21 protein-coding genes are annotated in these 24,522 nt (G+C 69.4%); 11 read left to right on the forward strand and 10 right to left on the reverse strand.

What is annotated here, in order from left to right; translation table 11 throughout:
• Nucleotides 1-135: 135 nt before the first annotated feature.
• The 3 genes from kstD to C8258_RS26285 are packed head-to-tail and all read left to right on the forward strand — an operon-like array spanning nucleotide 136 to nucleotide 3,454.
• Nucleotides 136-1,881: a 3-oxosteroid 1-dehydrogenase gene (gene kstD / locus C8258_RS26275; RefSeq protein WP_106957457.1), complete on the forward strand. Its 1,746-nt coding sequence runs from the start codon at nucleotides 136-138 to the stop codon at nucleotides 1,879-1,881.
• A 2-nt stretch (nucleotides 1,882-1,883) separates the two neighbouring features.
• Nucleotides 1,884-2,615, forward strand: coding sequence for a glucose 1-dehydrogenase (locus C8258_RS26280; protein ID WP_106957458.1), 732 nt, complete (start codon nucleotides 1,884-1,886; stop codon nucleotides 2,613-2,615).
• A 17-nt stretch (nucleotides 2,616-2,632) separates the two neighbouring features.
• Complete coding sequence (locus C8258_RS26285) at nucleotides 2,633-3,454, forward strand: SDR family oxidoreductase (RefSeq protein ID WP_036499555.1); 822 nt, start codon at nucleotides 2,633-2,635, stop codon at nucleotides 3,452-3,454.
• A gap of 148 nt (nucleotides 3,455-3,602) precedes the next feature.
• Here C8258_RS26285 and C8258_RS26290 read toward each other — a convergent pair whose 3' ends face one another.
• On the reverse strand, nucleotides 3,603-5,294 hold the full coding sequence (locus C8258_RS26290; protein WP_158271315.1) for an AMP-binding protein: 1,692 nt from the start codon (nucleotides 5,292-5,294) through the stop codon (nucleotides 3,603-3,605).
• Between the two features lie 278 nt (nucleotides 5,295-5,572).
• On the opposite strand from C8258_RS26290, the gene C8258_RS26295 reads away from it, so the two are divergent.
• Together C8258_RS26295 and C8258_RS26300 are read left to right on the forward strand one after the other, a co-directional pair.
• A complete protein-coding gene (locus C8258_RS26295) occupies nucleotides 5,573-7,702 on the forward strand; it encodes a pyruvate, phosphate dikinase (RefSeq protein WP_106957460.1) in 2,130 nt (709 codons plus the stop codon).
• Complete coding sequence (locus C8258_RS26300) at nucleotides 7,692-8,474, forward strand: tyrosine-protein phosphatase (protein WP_158271316.1); 783 nt, start codon at nucleotides 7,692-7,694, stop codon at nucleotides 8,472-8,474. The genes C8258_RS26295 and C8258_RS26300 overlap by 11 nt, the downstream gene beginning before the upstream one ends.
• A gap of 9 nt (nucleotides 8,475-8,483) precedes the next feature.
• Here C8258_RS26300 and C8258_RS26305 read toward each other — a convergent pair whose 3' ends face one another.
• Complete coding sequence (locus C8258_RS26305) at nucleotides 8,484-8,669, reverse strand: hypothetical protein (protein WP_106957462.1); 186 nt, start codon at nucleotides 8,667-8,669, stop codon at nucleotides 8,484-8,486.
• Between the two features lie 128 nt (nucleotides 8,670-8,797).
• On the opposite strand from C8258_RS26305, the gene C8258_RS26310 reads away from it, so the two are divergent.
• Nucleotides 8,798-9,247 (forward strand): co-chaperone YbbN, encoded by a 450-nt coding sequence (locus tag C8258_RS26310; RefSeq protein ID WP_106957463.1) that lies wholly within the window; start codon nucleotides 8,798-8,800, stop codon nucleotides 9,245-9,247.
• Here C8258_RS26310 and C8258_RS26315 read toward each other — a convergent pair.
• The 4 genes from C8258_RS26315 to C8258_RS26330 form a co-directional block, all read right to left on the reverse strand.
• Nucleotides 9,244-9,495, reverse strand: a complete 252-nt coding sequence (locus C8258_RS26315) for a cold-shock protein (RefSeq protein ID WP_106957464.1) — start codon at nucleotides 9,493-9,495, stop codon at nucleotides 9,244-9,246. The two genes, C8258_RS26310 and C8258_RS26315, sit on opposite strands and share 4 nt — an antisense overlap.
• A 292-nt stretch (nucleotides 9,496-9,787) precedes the next feature.
• Nucleotides 9,788-10,771: a GlxA family transcriptional regulator gene (locus tag C8258_RS26325; RefSeq protein ID WP_106957503.1), complete on the reverse strand. Its 984-nt coding sequence runs from the start codon at nucleotides 10,769-10,771 to the stop codon at nucleotides 9,788-9,790.
• 60 nt (nucleotides 10,772-10,831) lie between these two features.
• Complete coding sequence (locus C8258_RS32990; RefSeq protein ID WP_199195866.1) at nucleotides 10,832-10,999, reverse strand: hypothetical protein; 168 nt, start codon at nucleotides 10,997-10,999, stop codon at nucleotides 10,832-10,834.
• Nucleotides 11,000-11,142: 143 nt separating this feature from the next.
• Nucleotides 11,143-12,219 (reverse strand): MFS transporter, encoded by a 1,077-nt coding sequence (locus C8258_RS26330; RefSeq protein WP_199195867.1) that lies wholly within the window; start codon nucleotides 12,217-12,219, stop codon nucleotides 11,143-11,145.
• Nucleotides 12,220-12,290: 71 nt separating this feature from the next.
• On the opposite strand from C8258_RS26330, the gene C8258_RS26335 reads away from it, so the two are divergent.
• On the forward strand, nucleotides 12,291-13,313 hold the full coding sequence (locus tag C8258_RS26335) for a GlxA family transcriptional regulator (RefSeq protein ID WP_233225353.1): 1,023 nt from the start codon (nucleotides 12,291-12,293) through the stop codon (nucleotides 13,311-13,313).
• A 37-nt stretch (nucleotides 13,314-13,350) separates the two neighbouring features.
• Here C8258_RS26335 and C8258_RS26340 read toward each other — a convergent pair whose 3' ends face one another.
• From C8258_RS26340 to C8258_RS33375, 3 genes are all read right to left on the reverse strand, one after another.
• A complete protein-coding gene (locus C8258_RS26340) occupies nucleotides 13,351-14,826 on the reverse strand; it encodes an FAD-dependent oxidoreductase (protein ID WP_106957465.1) in 1,476 nt (491 codons plus the stop codon).
• Between the two features lie 73 nt (nucleotides 14,827-14,899).
• Nucleotides 14,900-15,832 carry a tyrosine-protein phosphatase gene (locus C8258_RS26345; protein ID WP_233225354.1) on the reverse strand — a complete coding sequence of 311 codons (933 nt, stop codon included), beginning with the start codon at nucleotides 15,830-15,832 and terminating at the stop codon, nucleotides 14,900-14,902.
• 91 nt (nucleotides 15,833-15,923) lie between these two features.
• Complete coding sequence (locus tag C8258_RS33375; protein ID WP_146161339.1) at nucleotides 15,924-18,338, reverse strand: PEP-utilizing enzyme; 2,415 nt, start codon at nucleotides 18,336-18,338, stop codon at nucleotides 15,924-15,926.
• A gap of 273 nt (nucleotides 18,339-18,611) precedes the next feature.
• On the opposite strand from C8258_RS33375, the gene hsaA reads away from it, so the two are divergent.
• Both hsaA and C8258_RS26360 read left to right on the forward strand, forming a co-directional pair.
• A complete protein-coding gene (gene hsaA / locus C8258_RS26355) occupies nucleotides 18,612-19,775 on the forward strand; it encodes a 3-hydroxy-9,10-secoandrosta-1,3,5(10)-triene-9,17-dione monooxygenase oxygenase subunit (RefSeq protein ID WP_106957468.1) in 1,164 nt (387 codons plus the stop codon).
• Entirely contained in the window at nucleotides 19,775-20,629 is an 855-nt protein-coding gene (locus C8258_RS26360; protein WP_106957469.1) for an alpha/beta fold hydrolase, read from the forward strand. Before hsaA ends, C8258_RS26360 begins: the two co-directional genes overlap by 1 nt.
• Before the next feature lie 89 nt (nucleotides 20,630-20,718).
• Here C8258_RS26360 and C8258_RS26365 read toward each other — a convergent pair whose 3' ends face one another.
• Nucleotides 20,719-23,001, reverse strand: coding sequence for a LuxR C-terminal-related transcriptional regulator (locus C8258_RS26365; RefSeq protein ID WP_106957470.1), 2,283 nt, complete (start codon nucleotides 22,999-23,001; stop codon nucleotides 20,719-20,721).
• A 170-nt stretch (nucleotides 23,002-23,171) separates the two neighbouring features.
• Between C8258_RS26365 and C8258_RS26370 the strand changes: the two genes are divergently transcribed.
• Both C8258_RS26370 and C8258_RS26375 read left to right on the forward strand, forming a co-directional pair.
• Nucleotides 23,172-24,083, forward strand: a complete 912-nt coding sequence (locus tag C8258_RS26370; protein WP_106957471.1) for an LLM class F420-dependent oxidoreductase — start codon at nucleotides 23,172-23,174, stop codon at nucleotides 24,081-24,083.
• A 54-nt stretch (nucleotides 24,084-24,137) separates the two neighbouring features.
• On the forward strand, nucleotides 24,138-24,500 hold the full coding sequence (locus tag C8258_RS26375; RefSeq protein WP_106957505.1) for an MmcQ/YjbR family DNA-binding protein: 363 nt from the start codon (nucleotides 24,138-24,140) through the stop codon (nucleotides 24,498-24,500).
• The last annotated feature ends 22 nt before the right edge of the window (nucleotides 24,501-24,522 follow it).

The following is a 24,522-nucleotide window of genomic DNA, read 5'->3' on the forward strand; positions in this document are numbered from 1 at the left end:
GCGGTGTATGCCTAGTCGAAATAGTCCTTCCCGGACCCGTACTGGTCAGCCGTAAGTCCCGCTGGTCGGGACCGTCCCGTGTCGCCGCGGCCGGGCGGCCATAGCGTCGGATGCAACGATGGGGAAGAAGGACGGATGACACAGGAATTCGAATTCGACGTGGTGGTCGTCGGCTCGGGCGCCGCCGGTATGACCGCGGCATTGACCGCCGCCTATCGCGGGCTGTCGGTGACGATGATCGAGAAGAGCCGCAGCTTCGGCGGATCCACCGCGCGCTCCGGCGGCGGAATCTGGATCCCGAACAATCCGGTGCTGCAGGCCGCGGGTGTGCCGGACAGCCCGGAACTGGCTCGGACATATCTGAAAGCTGTTGTGGGCGACCGTGTCCCGGAGGAGAAGCAGCGTGCCTTCCTCGACCACGGGCCGGAGATGATGCGCTACATCGGAGCGCGCAGCAAGTACTGGCAGTTCGTCTACGACTGCGGCTACTCCGACTACCACCCGGAATTCCCGGGCGGGCTCGCACAGGGCCGCAGCATCGAACCGGCTCCGATCGACGGCCGTCTGCTCGGTGGTGATCTGCACAAGATCAACCAGCCGACCATGTCGGGGCCGAAGGGAATCGCCTTCACCGTCAGCGACTTCCACGACCTGAACATGATCGCCCGCACCTGGGCCGGTAAGCGCACCGCGATGAAGGTGGGGGCGCAGGCGGTGGCGAACAAGCTGCGCGGCCGGCTGCCGCTGAGCCTGGGCAAGGCCCTGGCCGCACGACTGTGGCTGTCGCTGCGCGACGCCGGCGTGCCCGTATGGTTGAACACCCCGCTGACCGAACTGGTCACCGAGGCCGGTGCCGTGGTCGGTGTGCGCGCCGAACACCAGGGCGTTCCGGTGCTGATCAAGGCCCGCCGCGGCGTGGTGCTCGCGGCGGGCGGTTTCGAGCACAACCTGGAGATGCGCAAGCAGTACATCTCCGGGCCGCAATCCACCGACTGGACGGTCGGCGCCACCGAGAACGTCGGCGAAGGGATCGTCGCGGGTCAGAAGGCCGGCGGCGCGGTGGATCTCATGGACGACGCCTGGTGGGGACCGTCGGTGCGCAACCCCGAGGGTCCGCCCTTCTTCTGCCTGGCCGAACGGGCACAACCCGGCGGCATCATGGTCAATCACGCGGGGGAGCGGTTCGTCAACGAATCGGCCCCGTATGTGAATGTCGTGCACACCATGTACGAGCAGCAGGCCGCAGGGGTCGACCATATTCCGGCCTACTTCATCATGGACCAGACCTTCCGCGACAGATATCTGTTCCTGGGCAACTTCCCGAAGCGCCCGATTCCGCAGAAATATCTCGACGCCGGAATCATCACCCAGGCCGATACGCTCGAGCAGTTGGCGAACAAGATCGGTGTTCCCGCCGCGACGCTGGCCGCCACGGTGCAGCGCTTCAACGGCTTCGCCCGCAGCGGGCGCGACGAGGATTACGGACGCGGCGATTCCGCCTACGACCGGTATTACGGCGACCCCACCGTGCAGCCGAATCCGTGTCTGGCGCCGCTCGAAAGAGGACCGTTCTACGCGGTGGAAATGGTGCCCGGTGACCTGGGCACCAAGGGCGGGCTGTGCACCGACGAATATGCCCGTGTGCTCGACGAACAGAATGCGCCGATCGCGGGACTGTATGCGGCGGGCAACAATTCGGCGTCGGTCATGGGTAACGACTACGCGGGCGCCGGAGCGACGATCGGCCCCGCCATGGTCTTCGGGTACATCGCGGCCAACCACCTCGCCGACGAACGCGAACCGCGGGAAGCGGTCGCCGCATCGGCGTCCGAGCGGGCGAGCAACGGCCGCAAGACGCCCGCACGCACGGGACGGGAGTGATCATGGGCAGGATCGACGGTAAAACGGTCGTCGTCACCGGCGCGGCCCGGGGCATGGGTGCGGCGTTCGCGCAGCGACTCGTCTCCGAGGGCGCCTCGGTCGTGATCACCGATGTGCTGGCGGAGGAAGGTAAGGAGACCGCCGCGCGGCTGGGCGACGCGGCGCTGTTCGTCGCCCACGACGTGACCGACGAATCCGCGTGGAACGATGTCGTCGCGCAGGCGGAATCGGCGTTCGGGCCCGTCTCGGGCCTGGTGAACAACGCCGGAATCGTGCACGTGGATCCGATCGAAACGCTCGCCGAAGCGGACTACCGCAAGGTGATCGACGTCAATCAGGTGGGTGTCTTCCTGGGGATGAAGGCCGTGGTCGGATCGATGCGACGTGCCGGTGGCGGGTCGATCGTAAACATTTCCTCGGTCGGCGGCATCATCGGCTTCTCCAACATCCTCGGCTACACCGCCTCCAAATGGGCGGTGCGCGGTATGACCAAAACCGCGGCACAAGAATTCGGGCCCATGGGAATTCGCGTCAACTCGGTGCATCCCGGTGTGGTGATGACCGAAATGACCAGCGATTCGGCGCGCTCGAATTCGATGTTCCACGATCAGCCGCTGGCACGTCCCGGTACCCCGGAGGAATTGGCGAATCTGGTGCTGTTCCTCATCTCCGACGAGTCCGGTTACAGCACCGGTTCGGAATTCGTCGCCGACGGCGGATTCACCTCCCACTGACACAAAGGATTTCCGCGGTGAAGAATTTCGCAGGTAAGACCGCCGTGATCACCGGCGCCGGCGCCGGTATCGGGCGAGCCCTGGCCCTGGAGTTGGCCGGCCACGGCGCTCGCCTGGCCCTGTCCGGCCGCAATATCGACAATGTCGCCGAGACCGCCGCACTGTGCGAGAAGAAGGGCGGCCACGCGCGCGCCTACCGGCTCGACGTCACCGACCGGGACGCGGTGTACGCCCATGCCGACCAGGTGGCGGGCGATTTCGGCGGCGTGAACATCGTGGTCAACAACGCCGGTGTGTCGCTGACCGCCAGCACCGAAGAGGTCAGCTGGGACGATTTCGAATGGATCGTCAACATCAACTTCTGGGGCGTGGCCTACGGAACGAAAGCCTTTCTGCCGCACGTGATCGCCTCCGGCGACGGCGCGATCGTCAATGTGTCGAGCATGTTCGGCCTGGCCGCCTGCCCGACCCAGGGTGCCTACAACGCGACGAAGTTCGCGATCCGGGGTTTCACCGACGCGCTGCGCCAGGAAATGAAGATCGCCGGGCACAACGTCGCGGTGAGCTGCGTGCATCCCGGCATGATTCAGACCGAGATCGCGTGGAAGGCGCGCGCGGGCGCCACCCGCGATCGGGACGCGCTGGCCGCCAACTTCGACCGGCTCGCCAAGACCAGTCCGGAACAGGCCGCCAAGGCGATCGTCGACGGTATCCGCAAGGACAAGGCGAAGGTGCTGATCGGCAACGACGCCCGGATGATCGATCTGCTGCCGCGGATCTTCGGCTCCGGGTATCAGAAGATCCTCACCGCGCAGATGCGCAACGAAGTCAGCAAGTAGGCCACTCGCGGCCGGGCCGGTGATCGCGTGAATCACCGGCCCGGGTTCGGTGGTTCCGGCCTGCACGCCGAGGCTGGTCGTGAGTCGGTGCTGCAGGGGCACTCGACGGCACGACCCCGCGAACCTCACCGACTGTCGTGCTCGAATATCACGGCGCACAACGTAATTGACGCTTCCGCACCTTCCCCGCAGTCGTGCGGGGCAACCGGTCGACTATCCGGACCGTGCGCGGAATCTTGTATCCGGCCAAGCGGGTGCGACACCACGGGAGCAAGCCGTCCGCGTCGAACGGCGCCGTCGCGGAGGGAACCACGAAGGCGGCGCCGACCTCTCCGAGGCGCTCGTCGGGTACGCCGACGACCGCCACCTCGGCGATGCCCGGATAGTGGCGCAGCGTCTGTTCGACCTCGGCCGGATAGACGTTGAACCCGCCGACGATGAACATATCCTCGAGCCGGTCGGTGACCCGCAACCAACCGCCGGGGTCGAGGGCGCCGATATCGCCCGTATGCAGCCAGCCCTCCGGGTCGACGGCGGCGGCGGTGGCGGCGGGGTCGTCGAGATATCCGCACATCACGTTCGGGCCGCGCACCACGATCCGGCCGGGCGTGCCGGCCGGCACGTCGCGGCCGTCGGCGTCCAGGATTCGAATCTCGCTGCCCGGCAACGCTCTACCCACAGTGTGGGCGGTGCGTTCGATATCCGTACCGGGCGGGCAGACCGCGACCACGCCGACCGATTCGGTGAGACCGTAGGCGGTGAAGACCCGATCGGCTCCGAGGTCGGCACGCATCCGGGCGATCAGCTCCGCCGGAATCGCCGTGCCGCCGGTGCCGACCAGTCGCAGCGCCGGAAACGACCGCCCTGTCGCGAGCAGATCGAGAAAAACCGTCGGCGGGCCGGCGAGGACGGTGATCCGCTCGGCTGCCATCAGATCCGCCGCGGATCGCGGATCGAACACCGGCACCGGATACATGGTGGCCGCCCGCGACAGGCAAGCCACGATGCCCGCCTTGTATCCGAAGGTATGCGAGAACGGATTCGGCAGCAGACAGCGGTCGCCGTGCCGCAGGGTGACCGCGCTCGCCCACCGGTCCAGCACGGTCAGGGTTTGCCGGTGCGTCGTGAGCACCCCTTTGGGAGAGCCCGTCGTGCCGGAGGTGAAGAGGATGTCGCTGATCGCGTCGGAAGGTAATGCGGCCATTCGTGATTCGGCATCCGACGACCGGATTCGCGCGGCGTCGGCGATGAAGTCTCGCCAGCCGATCGGTGGGCTCTCGCGCCGATCGGGCGGACGGGGAGCGCCTCCATCGGGCTCGTGCCGGTGCCCCGAACCGGTGACCGACTGGGCAGCGCCGGTTGGCGGGTCCTGATCGTCGTCGGACATCGATGGGGACGTGGCGCTGTCGTCCGTGGCGTGCGTGCCGGACAGCAGGACCGTGAATTCCAGGTCCGGTAAGGGGCCTTGGTCCGCCAGCAGGCTCGGATAGTCGATGCCCAGGAATCCGCGCACCGTGAACAGCCCGCGGCATCGGGTGCGGCGCAGAATCGCCGCGGCCTCCGGTCCGCGCAGCCGGGTGCCGATCGGCACCAGGGTGGCGCCCGCGCCGAGCAGGCCCACGGCGGCCACGATCCAGCGGGCGCTGTTGGGTGCCCAGATCGCGACCCGGTCTCCGGCGGCCACCCCGCGGGCCATCGCCGCGCGGGTCACCCGTAGCGCCTCTGCGTGGAGTTCGGCGTAGGTGAGGCGGGTGCGGCCCTCGACGATCGCGACGGTCGACTTGTTCCGGCGTGCCTGTGCGGAGACCAGAGCCGGAATCGTCGCGGGCTCCGCCGTCATCTCTTCGCACACCATCGCTGTCCGGATACACACACTGTCGAACACACCTCGCCGGCCGCCGGTCGGGCGGTCCACGGCCCATGGTGCCGCAGGCTGGTGCCGCGCAGGCCGTTCGCACACCGCCGGTCCCGGTGAGTGGTATCACGGGAGCGACGGCGGTTCCCGCATCCGCTCAGCGGGACCATCGCTACTGGCCGAGGACGCCCGGGCGGCACTCTCGAAGGATGACCGGGGCGGCAGGGGGTTCGATGCCCCGATGGATGGACCGAAGGAGTGACATGACCGCGGGTGCGGAGCTGGCCCAACGATCGGAAACCGTCGTCGGACTGGACGGCAACTGCCCGCTGTCGCGGGACCGGATCGGTGGCAAGGCCTGGAGTATCAACCACATGCGCGGGCTCGGGCTGCCGGTGCCGCCGGCGTTCGTGCTGACCACCGACGCGTGGCGTGATTTCACCGAGCGCGGCACGATCGCCGACGACATCTGGCGGGCGGTCTGCGACGGCGTCGCCATGCTCGAGCACGGCACCGGCCGCACCTTCGGCTCGATCCGCCGGCCGCTGCTGGTCTCCGTGCGTTCGGGCGCGGCCGTGAGCATGCCCGGCATGATGGACACCGTTCTCAACCTCGGCATCAACGACGGCGTCGAACAGGCGCTCGCCGCGGCGACCGGCAGCGCCGACTATGCCGCCGACACCCATCGGCGTTTCCGGGCGCAGTATCGCGAGACGGTGCTGCAGTCACCCGACGGCGTGGTGCCGGCGGACCCGTGGGAACAGCTGCGCGCGGCGATCACCGCGGTGTTCCGGTCGTGGGATTCGGTGCGCGCCAAGGCGTATCGGCGCAATCGTGGCGTGTCCGACGACCTCGGCACCGCGGTCACCGTGCAGGCGATGGTGTTCGGCAATCTCGACGACGCGTCCGGGACGGGCGTGCTGTTCAGCCGCAACCCCAATACCGGCGACGGTCCGGCCTACGGCGAATGGCTGGTCGGCGGGCAGGGCGAGGACGTGGTGTCGGGCCGCACCACGCCGCGCCCGCTGAGCGACCTCGCCGCCACCCAGCCCCAGGTGCACGATCGGCTGATCGCCGCCGCGGCACTGCTCGAACGCGACGGGCGTGATATCCAGGACATCGAATTCACCGTCGAATCCGGCACGCTGTGGATGCTGCAGTCGCGTCCGGCGAAGCGTTCGGCGCGGGCGGCGGTGCGAGCCGCGGTCGCGATGGCGGAGGAAGGCCTGATCACCGCGGCGGAGGCGCTGCAGCGGGTCGGGGCCGACCAGATTCGCGCCGTCCTGCAGCCCGCGACCACGGCGGCGGACGCGGGCGAAGCGCTGGCCCGCGGTGAATCCGCTTGCCCGGGACTGGCTTTCGGTGTCGTGGTCACCGATCCTGACGAGGCGGAGGCGCGCGCGGCGGCGGGCGAGAACGTCGTCCTGGTCCGGCCGACGACCAGTCCCGATGATCTGCCCGGCATGATCGCGGCCCGCGCGGTGGTCACCGAATTGGGTGGCACCACCTCGCATGCGGCACTGGTGAGCCGGGAACTCGGGCGGCCGTGTGTCGTCGGATGCGGCCCGGGTGTCGTGGACGCGCTCGCGGGACGCAGTGTCACGGTCGACGGCGGCACCGGTGTGGTGTGGGCGGGCGAGGTCGCCGGTGCAGACGTGGACGGCGCGGTCCTCGACGATGTGCGCAGACTCGCCGAATGGGCGGGGGTGGCGCCCGATGACCTCGCGGGAGCCCTCGCCGGCGATGCGGAAGTCGTTGTGGCACAGTCGGTTGCCCGAACCGTGAGCGAGCTGGAACTGCTGCGCCTGATCGGGGTGAAGGGCCGGGTGCGCGGTGACGCGGTGGCCGCCAGCCTGGGCGGCGACGCGGACGAGGTGAGCGCACGGTGTGCGGACCTGGTGGCCGGCGGATTGTGCGCCGACACCCCCGCGGGTGTGCGGCTGACGCCCGACGGGCGACATCGCCTGGGCGAGTTGCTGTCCGCCGAGCGCGGGGAGGTCGACACCGCCGCGATGGCCGCCGCCTACGAGGACTTCTGCGTGGTCAACGCCGAGCTGAAGGAGATCGTGACCGCGTGGCAGATGAAGGACGCGGCCACACCCAACGACCACGGCGACGCCGAATACGATGCGGCGGTGCTGGACCGGCTCACCGAACTGCACACCCGGGTGCGGCCCCTGGCCGAGCGGCTGGGATCGATCGCACCGCGACTGGCCCGATACCGCGAGCGGCTGGAGACGGCCGTCGAGCGGATCGCCGGCGGTGATCACGCCTGGGTGGCGCGGCCGATCATGGACAGCTATCACACCGTGTGGTTCGAACTGCACGAAGACTTGATCGGGCTGTGCGGGCTCAGCCGTGCCGACGAAGCGGCGGCCGGCCGTGCCGAGTAATCCGATCGCCCAGGAATTCGACGCGACCCGGCGCTGGGTCGACTTCGAGGAAATCGACAACGTCCGCGATCTCGGCGGACTGCCGGTCGACGACGGCGGTACGACCCGATTCGGCGTGGCGCTGCGGTCGAGCACCCTGCAGCAGGCGACCGAGGCGGATGTGGCGCTGCTGCTGGGCTCGGTCGGGATGCGTACCCTGATCGACCTGCGGCTGCCCGACGAGGTGGAACGGGAAGGGTACGGCCTGCTGGCCGCGACGGCGATCGAGAAGGTGAATCTGCCGGTCCGCAAATCGGCGCAATCCTCGCTGGCCGCACGGGATCTGGTGCCGGACAAGACGCGCGTGGACCTGGCACAGCTGTACGGACAGCTGCTCGCCGGCAGTCCGGAGGAGATCGTCGCCGCGGCGCGGCTGATCGCCGATGCCGACCGGCAGGCGGTCGTATTCCATTGCGCGGCTGGTAAGGACCGCACCGGAGTGCTCGCAGCGGTTCTGCTCGATGCGGTGGGGGTGGCGCCGGAGGTGATCGCGGCGGACTATGCCCTCACCAACGAGCGGATGACGCGGGTACGCAACCGGCTCGACGCGCTGAACTCCTATTCCGGGCTGCCGCCGACGAGTACCGGAATTCTGGCCGTCGAAGCGGCCGTGATGCTGCGGTTCCTCGACGACCTGCGGCGTGACCACGGCGGTGCCGCCCGCTGGCTACGCGAGCACGGGCTGACGGCCGAGGAGCTGACGATGTTGCGGTACGCCCTGGTCACCGGGTAGTGAATACCCTCACCGCGAATAGTCGCGGAAGGTCATCACGAAGGCGGGTGCCGCAATCATGACGAGCAGGATGTAGGCCAGGACCTGCAGGCCGGCATACGGCAGCTCGTGCACCCAGATACCCAGGATCAGAACGCCCAACAGCAGCACCACGCCGTAGAGCGGTGTTCGTTGCGGGTGGTCGCCCATACCCATGACTCCACGATACCCAGCCGGGCCGCCGTCCGACAGCGCTCGACGGACGCCGCCCGGTCGAGCCCTGCTGTGACCGGCGATCCGTGGGAGAATCCGGACTCGACGATGGCCGACGCCGGGAGGAACCCATGCCCACCCAACCGTTGACCCAGCAGAACTTCGAGCAGGTGATCGCGACCCATGCGATCGTGCTCGTCGACTTCTGGGCCTCCTGGTGCGGTTGGTGCACCCGCTTCGCCCCGATCTTCGCCGACTCCGCCGCCGCGCACCCGGAGATCGTGCACGCCACCGTCGACACCGAGGCGGAGCAGGCCCTGACCGCCGCCGCCCAGATCAGCAGCCTGCCGACCCTCGCTGCCTTCCGCGAGGGCCTGCTCGTCTACTCCCATCCGGGCTTCCAGACCGCCGCCCAGCTGGAAGAGGTCATCCAGCAGATTCGCTGGCTCGACATGGACGAGATGCGCCGCCAACTCGGCGCTCAGAACCCGGTCGTCACCCCGCCCGCGCCACCGATGGCTCGCGCCGGCGCTGCTGCGGGCCGCCCGAACTACGGCTGGCCGGGACTCAGCCCTGGCTAGGTCCCAGCCGACCTGTGGTCATCGGCCCGGTCGATGCGGCGCACCCGGGTGGCGCGGTATCGAAAACTGTCCTGCTGTGCGGACTCGTAGTCGAACTCCACCCGCTCACCCGCGTCGAGCGACCGGAAACCTTCCCCCTCGATCGCGCTGAAATGCACCCAGGCGTCGCAGCCGTCCGGCAGTTCCGTCGCGGCTATCGCACCCCAGCCCTTCTCCGGCCGGAAGAATTTCACCGTCCCGATCGTCATCTGTCCATGATGTCAGTCGGTCAGGCTCGCGACCGTGGGGGCGATGCGACCGAACAGATCGCTGATCGTGGTCAGGGCCGCCGCGTGCACCGCATCCGCCGACAAGGGTGTTCCGTCCGGGCCGGCCAGGGCGCGGGTGGCGCAGGCCTCGGCGACGACGGTGGGGTGGTAACCGCGGTTGAACGGGAGTGGCGGCGGACATGGTTACCTTCTTTCCTCGGTGGACAGGGTGTTTCGGGCGGGGGTGAGCGCCGGACCGGGCAGGCGCCCGGTCCGGTCGTGGCGGGTGAGATCAGGCGGAGGTGCGGAACCGCCGGCGGTACGCGCCGGGGTTGGTGCCCAGCCGCCGCAGGAACGCCCGGTGCAGGGTCTCCACCGAGCCCAGTCCGGCGGACCGGGCGACGCGCGAGAGCGGGAAGTCGCTGGTTTCCAGTAACCGTCGCGCCGACTCGACGCGTGCGGCTTCGACGTAGGCGGCTACGGTGAGCCCCATCTCCTGCCGGAATACGCGCGCGAAATGCCGTTCACTCAGGCACATCCGGCTCGCCAGGGCGGCGGCGGACAGATCGGCGTCGAGATTCTCCGCGATGTAGGTGCGCAGTTGTTCGATATCGCGGCGGGCCGGTGCCGGACGGCTCAGCGGTACGCTGAACTGACTCTGGCCGCCCTGCCGGCGCAGATAGACGACGAGTTGCCGGGCGACCGACAACGCCAGGTCCTCACCGTGGTCGTCGGCGACCAGTGCCATGGCCAGATCCAGGCAGGCGCTGATGCCCGCGCCGGTCCACACCCGGCCCGAGCGCACGAAGATCGGATCCGGATCCACCACGACCCGTGGATGCTCCGCGGCCAGCTGTCCGGCCGTCGACCAATGGGTGGTGGCCGTCCTCCCGTCCAGCAGTCCGGCGGCCGCCAGCAGATGCGCACCCACACACACCGACGCGATCCGGCCGGTGCGCGGCGCGACCTCGCGCAGCCAGCGCACCACGGTGTCGTCGATTCGCGCGACCGGGCCGGACGGGGCCGGATCCACCGCGCCCGGCACGATGAGAGTGTCGATGCCCGTGCCGATGTCGTCGAAGGCCAGATCGGTGAGTATCCGGATACCGGCCGAGGTGCGCACCACACCTCGATCCGGTCCGGCTAGTAACACCTCGTAGTCGGCGCTACCGCCGCTCTCCCGATTGGCTAGTGCGAACACCTCCGCCGGCCCGGTGACGTCGAGCAGATCCACGTCCGGAAAGGCCGCGATAACCACACGATGCTTCGATGACATGCCTCCCATCCTCTGGGTTACCGGGTAGCGACCGCAACGACGGATCACTGTCGGATCCGGTCATGCCCGCGGACGGAACGCCCATCCGGCGGCCGCCGCCAGCAATCCCATGGCCGCCATATAGAGCCAGCCGGCGCGGAAATCGGTGAGGTCGTAGCCCGCGGTGCGGCTGAGGATCGCGGTCAGCACGGCGACGCCGAGTGCCGACGCGGTCTGACGTGCCATCATCAGCGTGCCCGAGCCCAGAGACAACTGATCCGGCGGCAGCAGCGACGATGCGCCGAACAGCGGCGGTTGCAGCAGGGCCGTACTGACGCCCGCGAGTACGGCTCCCGGCAGGAAAACCAGCGGATACGATGCGCCGCAACCGCTCAGGGCGATCCACCACCCCGCGCCCGCCGCGATGGCGAGCCCACCCAGCGCGCCGAGGCACGGGCGCCGATACGAGCGACCACGCGGCCGGACAGTGGTGACACCAGCAGGCAGCTGATCGGAATCGGTGCGATACCGAGGCTGGCCCGCAACTCGGAGTAATGCCATTGCGCGGTGAGGTACAGGGTGCCCGAGAGCAAGAGGGCCGCGAAGGCCAGGTAGTAGCAGAACACGCCGAGGGTGGCGATGCGAAACATGGTGTGCCGCAGCACCGCCGGACTCACCACCGGATCGGCGTGGTGGCGCACGTGGTAGGTGAACGCCGCCGCGAGCGCGATCGCTGCGGCCAGTGTGCCCAGCGTGGCCGCCGACCCGTATCCCCACGCCGCGCCCTGCACGAAGACGGTGGTCAACGCCGCGGTGGCGCCGAGAATCAGTGCGGCGCCGAGCAGATCGAGCCGGCGCCGCACGCGCGCCCGGATGTCGGGCAGTACCCGCGAACCGAAAGCGAGCGCCGCCAGCGTGATCGGCACGTTCAGCCAGAAGATCCAGCGCCAGCCCCACTCGAGCAGCAGGCCGCCGATCACCGGGCCGCTGCTGGCGCCCGCCGCGGCGATCGCGGTCCAAATGCCCATCACCGTCGGATGTTCTCGCACGTCGAAGGAGGGCAGCACCAGTCCGAGGCCGGTGGGAACCAGCAGCGCCGCCGCCGCGGCCTGCACGACCCGCGCGGTGATCAACACGATCAGTGTCGGCGCGACCGCGCAGCCGATCGAGGCCACGCCGAAAAGCGTGATGCCGATGAGGAATCCACGCCGGCGGCCGGTGTCGTCGGCGAGACGGCCCGCGGGGACCAGCAGCGCGGCCATCACGATCGTGTAGGCGTTGAGCACCCAGGACACCGTGTTCGGGGAGGCGCCGGCGAACGAGGTCTGCAGGGTCGGGAAGGCGACGGTGACCGCGAAGAGGTCGAGGATCGCGAGGAATTGCGCGACGCTCGCCACCGCCAGAATCCGCCACCGCCGCGGCGATTCGGTGAGCGGCGTATCCGCGCGAGCATTGGCCGTAAGAGTCATGAATGCAACTATTCAGCCGCCGGATCGCGAGATCGAGTGGCAGAAGAGCCAATATGCGCTAGATTTCTGACATGACTGCGGACATGGTGTGCGAATCCGGACAACCCGGAACGGTGGCGGTCGCGGTGGCGCCGGGCCAGCCGGTGTTCGAGGTCGCGATCCCGTACCAGGTGTTCTTCGAACCGCCGCCCGGCGTCGATGCCGAGCACTGGTATCGGCTGCGGCTGTGCGGCCCTCGCGGCACCCGGCACGCGACGCTGCGCGACCCGTTCGTCACGTTGACCGATTACGACTACGACGATCTGATCGCCGCCGACACCGTCGTCGTACCCGCGACTCCGAATGTGCGCGAGGACCCGCCCGCCGAACTGGTGGCGGCGGTGCGCGCGGCCTACGAGGCGGGGGCGCGCATCGCCGCATTGTGTTCGGGCGCCTTCGTTCTCGCGGCGGCCGGCCTGCTCGACGGCCGCCGCATGACCACGCATTGGAAACATGTCCCGGCGCTGCTGGAACGGTATCCACACCTCGATGTCGATGCGAGCGTGCTCTACATCGACGACGGGCGGATTCTCACCAGTGCGGGAACCATGGCCGGGATGGATCTCTGTATTCACCTGATCCGCAAGGACCTCGGCTCCCGCGTCGCCAATGCCGCCGCGCGCGGGCTGGTGGTGCCGCCGCATCGCGCGGGCGGGCAGGCGCAGTATCTGCGGAATCCGGTGCCGCTCGACGCCGCCGATCCGGGCGTGGCCGCGACCCTGCAGTGGGCGCTCACCCGGCTCGACACCGTGCTGACCGTCGGCGATCTGGCCCGGCACAGCGGACTCAGCGAGCGGACGCTGGCCCGCCGGTTTCATGCCGAACTGGGTACGACACCACTGCGCTGGCTGCTCACCCAGCGCATCATCCGGGCCCGAGAGTTGCTGGAAACCACCGACTTCGCCGTCGACGTGGTGGCCGAACGCTGTGGCCTCGGCAGTGCGGCGAATCTGCGCGCCCACTTCGGCCGCGAGGTGGGTGTGTCACCGAGCGAATACCGTCGCTCGCACCGGAGCAATCGGCACGAGGTCATCGTCGCGGCGGAACACGCGTAGACCGGTGCCGCGACAGGCACCGGTCCATCGCCTGCGACTAATCCTGTGCCGCAGCGATTCCCGCGCGCCGACCGAAGAACGTTCCGTCGCCGAGCGACGTCCCGCTGATATAGCCCTGCCCGTGCAGATTGACCGCCGCGCGACCGGCGGCGAACAGTCCGGGCATGGCGGCGCCGTCGATATCCAGGACCCGGCCGTGCGCGTCGGTGTGCAGTCCGCCGAGCGTGAACACCGACGCACCGGTGCCGCGACGGTCGCCGGCTTCGGCGGGCGGGCGGATCCCGGCGCGCACATCGATGGCCGCCAGCGGGGTACGCAGCGGGCGTAACCACCGCGCTGCCTTGTGCCTGTCGGGATCCGTTCCGGCGGCGGCGAATTCGTTGTAGCGGTGCAGCGTCGCGGCCAGCGCGCCCGGCGGCAGGTCCATCGCCGCGCCGAGTTCGTCTGCCGTTTCGGCCATATGGGTCGGCTGCACACCCCAGCGTTGTTCTTCCGGCACGGCCTCGAACGCTTCCTCGTCGACCACCACCCACACCCGCATGCCCTGCGTGAACAGCGCCGCCTGGCCGATGCGGCCCGGGTAGGTGTCCTCGTTGACGAAGCGCTGTCCCTTGTCGTTCACCAGAATTCCGCGCGCGGCCAATCCGGGAATCAGGGAGATTCCCACCTGCCCCGTCGCCATGTGCCGCACCGCCGCACCCGCCGCCTGGGCCATCCGGATGCCGCTGCCGTCGTCGGTACCGGCGCTGACCTTGGTATGGCCGAGCAGCAGCGGGGCGTGCGCGGCGAGCATCTCGTCGTTGTCGACGAACCCGCCCGTGGTGAGGACGCAGCCGCGCCGGACACGAATCGTCAGCTCCCGGCCGTACTGCCGGGCGACCACACCGGTGACGGCGCCGTCGCCGGCGAGGATCAGCGCGGTGGCGGCGGTGTCGAAAAGTGTTGTCACGCCGGCCGATTCGGTCGCGGCGGTGAGGCACTGCATCAGCAGGCGGCCGCCGAAGTCGTTGGCGGTGGGCCGATGTCCGCGCGGGGCGGGCCGGGCGATCTCGGTGAAGGGCCAGCTGTTCTCGCCGAGCCACATCAGGCCGTCGTCGGTGGGCGGCACCCAGGCCGGGGCGTCCCAGAGCGACGGTTTGAACGGCACACCGCGGTCGACCAACCAGTGGAAATGCTCGACGCTGTGCTCGCAGTAGTCGGTGATCTTCGCGGAGTCGGCGCCGGGGCCGAGGGCGGCGGTCAGGTAGGCGGCCATATCGGCGGGGGTGTCGTCGAATCCGCAGGCGGTTTGGATCGGGGTGCCGCCGCCGAGGTAGATCTCACCGCCCGACATCGCCGACGAGCCGCCCGGACCGCCCGCGCGATCGAGCACCAGCACCCGGGCGCCCGTGCGCGCAGCCTCGAATGCCGCTGCGGCCCCCGCACATCCGTAGCCGACGACCAGTACGTCGGTATCCAGGTCGTAACGGGTGATCTCGGTCGACGAGCGCGGCGTCACCGAATGAACCGGCATGGTCTGCCTCTCCTCGGCGGCACGCCGCGCTCGACGGTGAGCGCGGCGTGCCGGTGGTCGGATGCCGATGGGCTCAGCGGCCCGGCTTGTCGAGCAACTTGGCCTTCAGGGCGTCGACCGTCCCGGAGTCCACACCCAGGCCGTCCGACAGGAACCGATCGAAGGATCCGTACGACTGGCGGACCTGGTCGAAGGAGGCGTCCAGATAATCGGCCTGCACGCCCAGAATCGGCGCGAACAACGACGGATCGGTGACCAGGCCGCGCTGCACCAGCGCATCCATCTGTGCCTTGTTGCTCGCGGCCAGATAGTCGTTCGACGCCAGATAATCCTTGTAGATCTGGCCCTTGGGCACATCCAGGGCCGACATCAGGATCGCCGTCATCCAGCCGGTGCGGTCCTTACCCGAGGTGCAGTGATAGAGCACCGCATTCGGGGAACTCGCGATCTCCTTCAGCGCCGCGGAGAACTGGGCTCGCGCCGCACCGTCGGTGACCAGCCAGCGGTAGTAATCGCGCATGATCTGCGCGGCCTTCCCGTCACCGAGCTTGTCCTGCTGCACCTGCGGTCCGCCGGCGATGGTGCTCGACACCATGACATAGAAGTCGTTGTTCGGATCCCAGATCGACTGCGCGCTGTAGGGAATCGACGAGGGCAGCTGATCCGGGGCGGCCTTCATCTCGTTCGGGCTCCGGAAGTCGATGGCCTTGCCGATCTGCAGCGAGGCCAGCTTCTGCTGATCGGCGGGGGTCAGCCGGTTGAGCGCATCGGAGCGGTAGACCAGGCCGAACCGGATCTTCCCGCCCCCGTGCTGTGTCGGATAGCCACCGATATCGCGGGCGTTGGGAGCGGAAATGCCCAGGGACTGTTGCTGATCCGAGGTGGCCGGCGCGGTATGGGCCAGTGGTGGTGCGGCGAATGCCGGGGTGGTCGCGGCGGGCAGGACGGCGATGAGCGCGGCGGCCAGACCGGCCACCGACCCCCGCAGGACATGCGAAATCGGCACGGGTGGTGTTCCTTTCCTCGAGGTCCGCCGGATCGACGACGGACCACGTCTGAGCCGCGGATACCTTTGCGCGGCGTCGAATCGGCGAGCCTCAGGCCTGCGCGTCGGCCAGCAGCGTGACGGTTCCGGCGGCGCCGTCGACCCGCACCCGCTGGCCGTCGGACAGCCCGGTGCTGGCGGTCTTGGTGTCCACCACGCACGGAATGCCGAACTCGCGGGCCACGATCGCCGCATGCGAGGCCGAGCCGCCGATATCGGTGACCACCGCGGCGGCGTAGGCGAACATCGCGGTGTGGCCGGTGTCGGTGACCGAGGCGACCAGGATGTCGCCGGGCTCGATATCGTCGTCGGAGCTCAGCACCAATTTCACGGTGCCCTCCACGACCCCGGCGCTCACTCCGGTTCCGGTGAGGCTCTCGCCGACCGCGAGCGCCCCCGAAATCGGCTGCGGTTCCCAGCGGCCGACCACCAGATCCGGCATCCGCACCGCCTGCAGTCGCACCCGCTCCTCGCGCCGGCGTGCCACACGGTCCTTCAGATCCGCCGGGGCCCAGAGCAATTCGTCGAGCGTCAGGAACCAGGCATCGTCGACATTGTTGAGTTCGTGCCGATCGACCAGTCGCGCCGCCAGCTCGCGGGCCGCCATGCGCAGGCAGTTCGTGTAGCGCACCACCGCATCGCGGACGCGTTCCCGCGAGACCGTGGCGCCGACGGCCATCCGCGCGGTGCGCGCGGTCGGCTCGGGAACCGCGTCGCGCTTCGGCGCCGGGAGTTCGGCGGCCCGGGCGGCGGCGGTGACCAGCAGTTCGGGGCGGTCGCCGAAGGTCGGGTTGAGGAATTCGCATTCTCCCGGTCCGCGGTGGCCGACCACCGCCAGCTCGGCATCCAGGGCCTGTGCGAAGCGGGCCGAGCGGCTGCGCGCCAGGGCGACATCGCCCGCCCGGGCGGCCTCGTGAACGGCGGGCTCCTCGCGGCAGACCGCGGCCAGCCGTTCCACCGCCAGCATCGGTCGCGCCGATTCGAGGCGGTTCACGTCGATCGGCACGTCCGGGTCGTCCTTGCCCCGTGCGTGCATGGCCGTCGCGGCGCCGACCAGCATGACGCCGATCGAGGCCGCCGCCCAGGACTGATTGAGCCGATCCCGCCACAGCAGTGCCCTTGCGTGCAGCTGCGCGTCGGACAGCTTCTCGATGTCGGTGCGGGACAGCGCCTCTCGATGTGAGGCGGCGTTGATCGTTTCGGTGGTGGCGCCGAAGCGCAGTGCCGTCGCCAGCACCCGGCCGGTGGCCTTGGCCGTACCCCACGTGCTACCCAGTCCGGTCGGCATCGGCGGACGGCCCTTGGGCTGCAACGGGACCTCGGGCGGAATGGCGCCGTACACATCGCGGCGGATGCTGTCCTCGTCCCAGCCCGGCATATTGTCCGCGGCGAGGACGCCGATCGAGGCGTTGATGAAGATGTGGTGGCCGAGCACCGAGGTGACGCGGCTGGTCCAATGCTCGAGGGCGATGCCGTCCAGGGCGATCATATGGCCCATCGCGGCGTTGGCGAGCCGGATCGCCCCGGCCTGCAGGTCGATGGTGAGCGGGCTCATCGGACCCGGCAGAGCCTCGGAGGTGTTGGTGGCGGTGTGCACCGGGATGCGCGGATCGACGCGGTCGTCGAATTCGCCCTCCAGGCCCTCGGGGGCGGCGACCTCCAGCGGATGCCCGTCGGACGTCTTCGCGCGCGCGGGAATCACATAGTCGGTCAACGGGATCGCGCCGCGGCGGGCGCGGAAGCCGGTGCCGTGCGGGCGGCGGCCGACCAGTCCGCGCACGAGGTCCTCGACCACTTCGGGACCGGTCCAGCCGTAGCGGAAATCCCAATCACCCTGTGCGGCGGCGGGATCGAGATCGGGAAGGCGAACGCCGCCGGCGCCGGGGACGCGAGGCGGAATCCGCAGACCGGCCTTGCGCAGCATCGCCCGCGCCTGCGAGCCGGAAACGAGCTCGGGCGCAACGAGATCCACCACGCCGGTGCGGTCGGAGGTCGCCGCGAGCACCAGGAAGCGTTCCACATCGTCGGTGTGCACCAGCGGAATGCGCTGCGAGCCGCCCGCATTCAGCAGGGTCCGGACCACCGGGCGGCTGCCCTCGGTGCGCCGGCCGGCCACCGGGGCGGGACGAACCAGCAACGCCCGCGCGCCGGTTGCCGCGACGGCCGTACGCGCCAGGTTCTCCCGCTCGGGCGAGGCGAGCACGACGAGCCGGGCGCCGGCCTCCTGCGCCGCGGCGGCCACCGCAGCGACCGGTCCGTCCGACACGTCCAGCACCACGTCGCAGCCGTCGACGATGCCGCGGTAGGCGCCGGCACTGCCCGGATCGGCGATATGCACCTCGATCCGCGGATCCACATACCGGTGCCGAACCCGGTCGGCTCCGACGACGTCGTGCCCGGCGGCCGCCAGCATGCGCGCCACCGCGCGACCGGTGGGTGTGGTGACTCCGGTGATCAGGACCCGCATCGACTCTTCCTCCTCGCGTGCGCCACCCAAGAACGTGACGCCGTTCACACACCATGACGAGTGGATTGCAGGGTGCCCGCGCGAAGTCCCGGTCAGCGGGCGCGGCGTTTCGCTGAGTGGAGAGGTGTTTTCGGCCCGTGCTTCGCTCCGGCGGGGTCTCGGCCCCCGCATTCCGATGATCGGGACTTCTCGGGCCTGGTGCTCCCACCCGCCCCTACCGTCGAGGCATCGACCCAGTGCGTGACAGCGCAGAGGCAGGGAGGAACACCGGCAATGGCGAACAAGGTGCTCGATCGGGTGCGGGACCTGCTCCCGGCGATCGGGGAACGGGCGGTGACGGCCGAGCAGGAGCGGCGGGTGCCCGCCGAGACGATCCGCGAGCTGACCGAGGCGGGCGTGTTCCGGATGTTGCAGCCGAGCCGCTTCGGTGGTGCGGAGGAGTCGCCGGTCGCCTTCTACGAGGTGATTCGCGCGATCGCGACCGTCTGCCCGTCGACGGCGTGGGTGTCGTCCGTGCTGGGTGCGCATCCGTGGCAGCTGGCGCTGTTCGACCCGCGGGCCCAGCAGGATGTGTGGGGTGAGGATCCCGACACCCTGGTCTCCTCGTCGTACGCACCCACCGGCAAGCTGACTCCCGTCGACGGCGGCTTCGAGATGAGCGGACGGTGGAGCTTCTCCTCCGGCTGCGACCACGCCGACTGGGCGTTCCTCGGCGCGGTGGTGCCGAACGACAAGGGGGGAGCCGATTACCTGACGGTGCTGGTTCCGCGCGCCGACTACCGCATCGAAGATGTCTGGCACGTGTCGGGCCTGTCGGGCACCGGAAGTAACGACATCATCGTCGAGAAGGCGTTCATCCCCGCCTATCGCGCGTACAGCGCCGCCGATCAGTCCGCGCTGGTGGGGCCCGGCCAGGAGGTGAACACCGCTGCGCTGTACCGGATCTCGTTCGCCAGCGTGTTCTCCAACACCATCACCGCGCCGATCATCGGTGCCGCGCAGGGTGCCTACGAATCGCATCTGCAGCGCCAGCGTGAGCGCGTCCGGCTGTCCTACGGCGGGCAGAAGGTGGCCGATGATCCGTTCGCGCAGGTGCGGATCGCGCGTGCGGCCTCGGAGATCGACGCCGCCATCCTGCAGCAGGAACGCAACATCAGCGAGCAGCTGCGCTACGCCGAAGCGGGCGAGGAGATTCCGTACGAGCTGCGCTTGCGGACCCGCCGCGACCAGGTGCGCGGTACCGAACGCGCGATCTACGCGATCGATCTGCTGTTCGAAAACTCCGGCGGCCACTCGATCCGCAAACCCAATGTGATCGAACGCAACTGGCGCGACGCCCACGCCGGCAACGCGCATGTGATCAACGACGTCGAGCGCGCGCTGGCGATGTACGGTCAGGGTGAGATGGGCGTCGAGGTCACAGAACGGATGGTCTGATGGGTTTCACTGCCGAGGACACCACCCGCTGGGTCACCGTCGACGGCGTGAAACTGCGCTATCACGAGGCGGGTTCCGGTGCGCCGCTGGTGCTGTTGCACGGTTCCGGCGCCGGAGTCTCGGGCTGGGCCAATTTCGGCGCCAATCTCGAGGCGCTGGCTCCGCACTTCCGCTGCCTGGTCCTCGACCAGCCCGGGTTCGGCGCCAGCGAACGGCCCGAAACCTACGACCGCAACTATCTGCGGATCGCCGTCGACGCGGTCCTGGGTCTGCTGGACGAGCTCGGCATCGGCAGCGCTCATCTGCTCGGCAATTCGATGGGCGGTGCGGTGGCGACCCTGCTGGCCGCCGAACATCCCGGGCGCGCGGATCGGCTGGTGCTGATGGCGCCGGGCGGTGTGGGCGTCAACATTCTGGGACCCGAACCGTCGGAAGGGATTCGGCGCCTGCTGGACTTCAATGCCGATCCCACTCCGGAGCGGGCGGTGGACTGGTTGAAGACGATGGTCTTCGATCAGGCGGTGCTCACCGAGGAGCTGATCGCGGCCCGTACCGCCGCGGCCTCGGATCCGCGCCGGACCAAGGCGCTCGCCGACGCCTACGCCACCTTCTACAACCCGGCCTTCGCCGATCCGGTTCCGCTGTGGGCGCGCCTGCGGGCGATCCAGCACGAGGTGCTGATGCTGTGGGGCCGCGACGACCGGGTGACACCGGTGGAAGGCGCACTGCTGCCCGCCCGCCAGCTGCCGCGCGCCGATCTGCGGATCTTCTCTCGCTGCGGGCATTGGGTCCAGGTCGAGCGCAAGGACGCGTTCGAGCGTGCCGTGATCGACTTCCTGCGCAACGGATTGTGAACGCGCGCTGATCTTTTCGCGCCGACGCCGCAGTGGCCGCCGCATCTCACGAGGGTGCGGCGGCCACCGTCGTTTCCGGGGCGTGCCGGTTACAGTCCGTGATCGCGGGCCCATCCCGCGATCTGGGTACGCGAGGTGAAGCCGAGTTTGGTCAGGATGTGCTCGACATGGGTCTCGGCCGTGCGCACCGAGATCACCAGATCGGCCGCGATGCGTTTGTTGCTGTGCCCGGCGGCGACCAGCCGGGCCACATCCTTCTCCCGGCGGGTGAGCAGCGACAGCGCTGCGGTGTCGACCGGCGTGGGCCGCGCGGGCGGGGCCGGTGATTCCTCGGGGGCGGGCCCGCGGCCCAGCGCGAAATCGATCGCCGCGGGGAGCGTCATCGCCGCACCGGTGTCGTAGGCGGTGCGGAAACCGCTGTCGCCCAGAGCGTTGCGGACCTCGTCGCGGACCTTTTCACCCACCGCGCTGGTGATCGTATGGGCCAGCCGCACCGTACTGCGCTGCAGCGTCTCGGCCGCACCCATCAGCCGGGCCGACCGCTCCATATCACCGCGGGCGGCGGCCGACCACGCCATACCGTCGAATCCCGACGCCAGCCACACACATCGGTCGAACAGCGCGAACTCCTCGATCGCGCGTCCGAGGTAGTCGTCGGCGGCGTCCTGATCACCCAGCCGCCACTGATCGATACCGAGCGTCCACAGCGCCAGCCCACCCAGCAGATGCGGCCCGTAGCGCTGCGTGAGCGCATAGAATTCCCCGGCCATCTCGGTGGCGCGCGGGTTCTCCAGCAGGGTCGCGCACATGAAACCGAAAGCGAGACTGTCCATTTCGGTGGCATGATGCTCGTCGGCGCGCGCCAGCCGGATCGCCTCCTCGGAGCGGCGTAGCGCACCGGCGGTATCTGCGTCGGTGAAATCGATCAGTGCCGCATCCAGTTCCGCCTCGGCGAGGATGTCGGTGGCACCCAGATCGGTAGCCACGGTGACGCATTCGCTCGCCAGCCGCGCCGCCGACTCCCGATCCGACAGCAGCGCCGCCAGCGAGGCCGCCGACGACAGCGCCCGCGCTCGCTCCCAGCTCGGTTCCGGATTCCGGGCCAGGGCGTCGGTCAGCCACCGATATCCCTCGGACAGGAACCGGTAATGCTCCCAGAACGGCCGCAGCACGGTCGCGGTCTCCATCGCCAGCTGCGGTGCGTCGAGCATCGAGAACTGCAGTGCCGAGCGCAGATTGGCGTGTTCGCGCGCCAATTCACGGAACCACGCGAGATCGTCGGAACTCCAGTACGCGGTCTGTCCGCGCAGGGCGAGCCCACGGTAGTGGTCGCGGTGGCGGGCCCGCACCCGGCGTTCGTCACCGTGTTCGACGAGGCGGTCGTGGCCGAATTGCCGGATGGGCTCCAGCATCGAATAGCGCGGCGCCACCGCGTCGTAGCGCAACCGCAGCACCGACTTGTCGACCAGGCCGGTCAGCGCGTCGAGCAATCCCTGCGGCCCCGGTGGCAGCCGGCACACCGCCTCGGCGGCCTCGATGTCGAAACCCCCGGCGAAGACCGACAGCTGTTGCCACAGCCGCTGTTCCGCGGGGGTGCACAGTTCGTAACTCCAGCGGATCGCGCCCTCGATGGTCTGCTGACGCTGCGGTGCGGTGCGCGGTCCGGCGCTGAGCAGGTCCATGGTGTCGTCGAGCCGGTCGCGGATCTGCTCGGGGGTGAACACCCGGAACCGCAACGCCGCCAGTTCCAGCGCCAGCGGAATGCCGTCGAGGCGCTGGCAGATCGCGGCGAGGGTGTCGCGGTTGGCGGGGGTGAAGGTGAAATCCGGATTCGCGGCGGTCGCCCGCTCCACCAGCAGCAGCAGCGCGTCGCTGTCGTGTTCGGCGACCGGAAGCGGTGGGATCGGCATCACCTGCTCACCGGGTATGCCCAGCACCTCGCGGCTGGTCGCCAGCACCCGCACCTCCGGGGTGGCGGCGACGAGATGGGCGACCAGCGCCGCGCACGCGTCGATGAGATGTTCGCAGTTGTCCAGGATCAGCAGGAGCCGTTTGCTGGCGAGGAATTCGGTGAGCCGGTCGAGCGGCGCGGTGGTGTCGTCGCGCAGATTCAACGCCTCGGCGACGCTGAGGGTGACCAGATCGGGATCGTGCACATCGGCCAGTTCGACCAGCCACACCCCGTCCGGGAAGGCGCGCGCCATCGCGGCGCCGACCTGCCGAGACAGCCGCGTCTTACCCACGCCGCCCGGACCGAGCAGAGTCAGCACCCGGGTTGCGGGCAGCAGCCGTTTCGCGGTGGCCAGTTCGTCGCGGCGGCCGACGAAACTGGTGACCTCGGCGGGAAGATTCCCGGTGACACGCCGCGCCATGATCGCCAACCCTATCGTGATCGAAACGCGTTCGGACCACATCGGCGATGTCGGTCCCGCGTGCCCGCGGACGGTGAGAACGGGAATAGGCTGAGACCGCGAACCGAGACTCGCGCCGCGGTCCCTCGGGGCCGCGTACCCACAGACCCCTCGTCCCCAGGAGGCTTCCCGTGCGGATCGGCATCATGCTCAGCGAACAGACCGGACCGGATGCGCTGGTGCGCCTGACCGACGAACTGCAGCAGGTGGCCGGCGAGGGTTTCGAATCGGCGTGGCTGTCGCACATCTTCGGTCTCGACGCGCTGACCGCGCTCGCCGTCGCCGGCAGCAAGGTGGCGAACATCGAGCTCGGCACGGCCGTGGTGCCGACCTATCCGCGACACCCAGGCGCTCTGGCTCAGCAGGCGGCCACCACCGCGCTCGCCGTCGGCCGCGGCCGGCTCACCCTCGGGATCGGACTGTCGCACCAGATCGTCATCGAGAACATGTTCGGCTACGACTTCGGCCGCCCGGCCCGGCACATGAAGGAGTACCTGTCGATTCTCGGCCCGCTGCTCGACGGGCAGCCGGTGTCGTATCAGGGCGAGACCCTGAGCGCGAATCTCGGCCTGACCGCGGGAGAGACCGGCCGGATCCCGGTGCTCGTGGCCGCCATGGGAACCCAGATGCTGAAACTGGCGGCGCGGCGCACCGACGGCACCGTGCTGTGGATGACCGGTCCCGCGACCATCGCCGACCACGTCGCACCCACCATCACCACGGCGGCCGCCGAGGCCGGCCGGCCCGCGCCGCGGGTGGTCTGCTCGCTGCCGGTGCTGGTCACCGACGATGTGGAGCGCGGCCGGGAGCGGGCCGCCACCGTCTTCGCCGCCTACGGTTCGCTGCCTTCCTATCGGGCCATGATGGATCGCGAGGGCGCGGAGGGGCCGGCCGATTTGGCGATCATCGGCACCGAGGAGCAGGTCGCCGCCCGCATCGAGAAGGTGTTCGCCGCCGGCGCCACGGAATTCGTGGCCGCCCCGTTCGTGGGCGGGCAGGCCGCCGAGCGCACCCGCAAGCTGCTCACCCAGCTGGCGGACTGAGCGAGCGTGGCACGCCGGGCGCGGATCGAGGACGTGGAAGAGCTCGCCCTCGCGATGCCGCACGTCACGGTGGTGCGGGGATCGAGCGGCAATCCGGTCTACCAGGTCGGGGCCAAGTCGTTCATCTTCTTCCGCACCCCGCGCCCGGACGCCGTCGATCCGGACACCGGCGAACGGTATCCCGATGTGATCGTCTTCTGGGTGCCGTCGGAATCGGACAAGCGTGCGCTCGTCCAGGATCCGGATTCGCCGTTCTTCACCACCACTCATTTCGACGGGCATCCATCGGTACTGCTGCGTGGGGCCCACATCGGTGAACTCGATCTCGACGAACTACGCGAGGTCGTCCAGGACGCCTGGCTCTCGCGGGCCTCGCCGACGCGGGCCCGGCGCTGGCTGGCCGAGCATCGGCTCTGAACCTCGTTGATTCCGTTGCAGC

Origin of the sequence: Nocardia sp. MDA0666 (assembly GCF_003023875.1) — a bacterium.
Classification (GTDB): Bacteria; Actinomycetota; Actinomycetes; order Mycobacteriales; family Mycobacteriaceae; genus Nocardia; species Nocardia aobensis.

Bases quoted from the DNA above. Each gene is read 5' to 3' on its own strand.
- C8258_RS26280 (WP_106957458.1), top strand. From the start codon at position 1,884: ATGGGCAGGATCGACGGTAAAACGGTCGTCGTCACCGGCGCGGCCCGG.
- C8258_RS26325 (WP_106957503.1), bottom strand. From the start codon at position 10,771: ATGTCATCGAAGCATCGTGTGGTTATCGCGGCCTTTCCGGACGTGGAT.
- kstD (WP_106957457.1), top strand. From the start codon at position 136: ATGACACAGGAATTCGAATTCGACGTGGTGGTCGTCGGCTCGGGCGCC.
- C8258_RS26330 (WP_199195867.1), bottom strand. From the start codon at position 12,219: ATGACTCTTACGGCCAATGCTCGCGCGGATACGCCGCTCACCGAATCG.
- C8258_RS26290 (WP_158271315.1), bottom strand. From the start codon at position 5,294: ATGACGGCGGAGCCCGCGACGATTCCGGCTCTGGTCTCCGCACAGGCA.
- C8258_RS26375 (WP_106957505.1), top strand. From the start codon at position 24,138: ATGCCGCACGTCACGGTGGTGCGGGGATCGAGCGGCAATCCGGTCTAC.
- C8258_RS26360 (WP_106957469.1), top strand. From the start codon at position 19,775: ATGGGTTTCACTGCCGAGGACACCACCCGCTGGGTCACCGTCGACGGC.
- hsaA (WP_106957468.1), top strand. From the start codon at position 18,612: ATGGCGAACAAGGTGCTCGATCGGGTGCGGGACCTGCTCCCGGCGATC.
- C8258_RS26295 (WP_106957460.1), top strand. From the start codon at position 5,573: ATGACCGCGGGTGCGGAGCTGGCCCAACGATCGGAAACCGTCGTCGGA.
- C8258_RS32990 (WP_199195866.1), bottom strand. From the start codon at position 10,999: ATGATGGCACGTCAGACCGCGTCGGCACTCGGCGTCGCCGTGCTGACC.
- C8258_RS26365 (WP_106957470.1), bottom strand. From the start codon at position 23,001: ATGGCGCGGCGTGTCACCGGGAATCTTCCCGCCGAGGTCACCAGTTTC.
- C8258_RS26340 (WP_106957465.1), bottom strand. From the start codon at position 14,826: ATGCCGGTTCATTCGGTGACGCCGCGCTCGTCGACCGAGATCACCCGT.
- C8258_RS26335 (WP_233225353.1), top strand. From the start codon at position 12,291: ATGACTGCGGACATGGTGTGCGAATCCGGACAACCCGGAACGGTGGCG.
- C8258_RS26315 (WP_106957464.1), bottom strand. From the start codon at position 9,495: ATGACGATCGGGACGGTGAAATTCTTCCGGCCGGAGAAGGGCTGGGGT.
- C8258_RS26305 (WP_106957462.1), bottom strand. From the start codon at position 8,669: ATGGGTATGGGCGACCACCCGCAACGAACACCGCTCTACGGCGTGGTG.
- C8258_RS26310 (WP_106957463.1), top strand. From the start codon at position 8,798: ATGCCCACCCAACCGTTGACCCAGCAGAACTTCGAGCAGGTGATCGCG.
- C8258_RS33375 (WP_146161339.1), bottom strand. From the start codon at position 18,338: ATGCGGGTCCTGATCACCGGAGTCACCACACCCACCGGTCGCGCGGTG.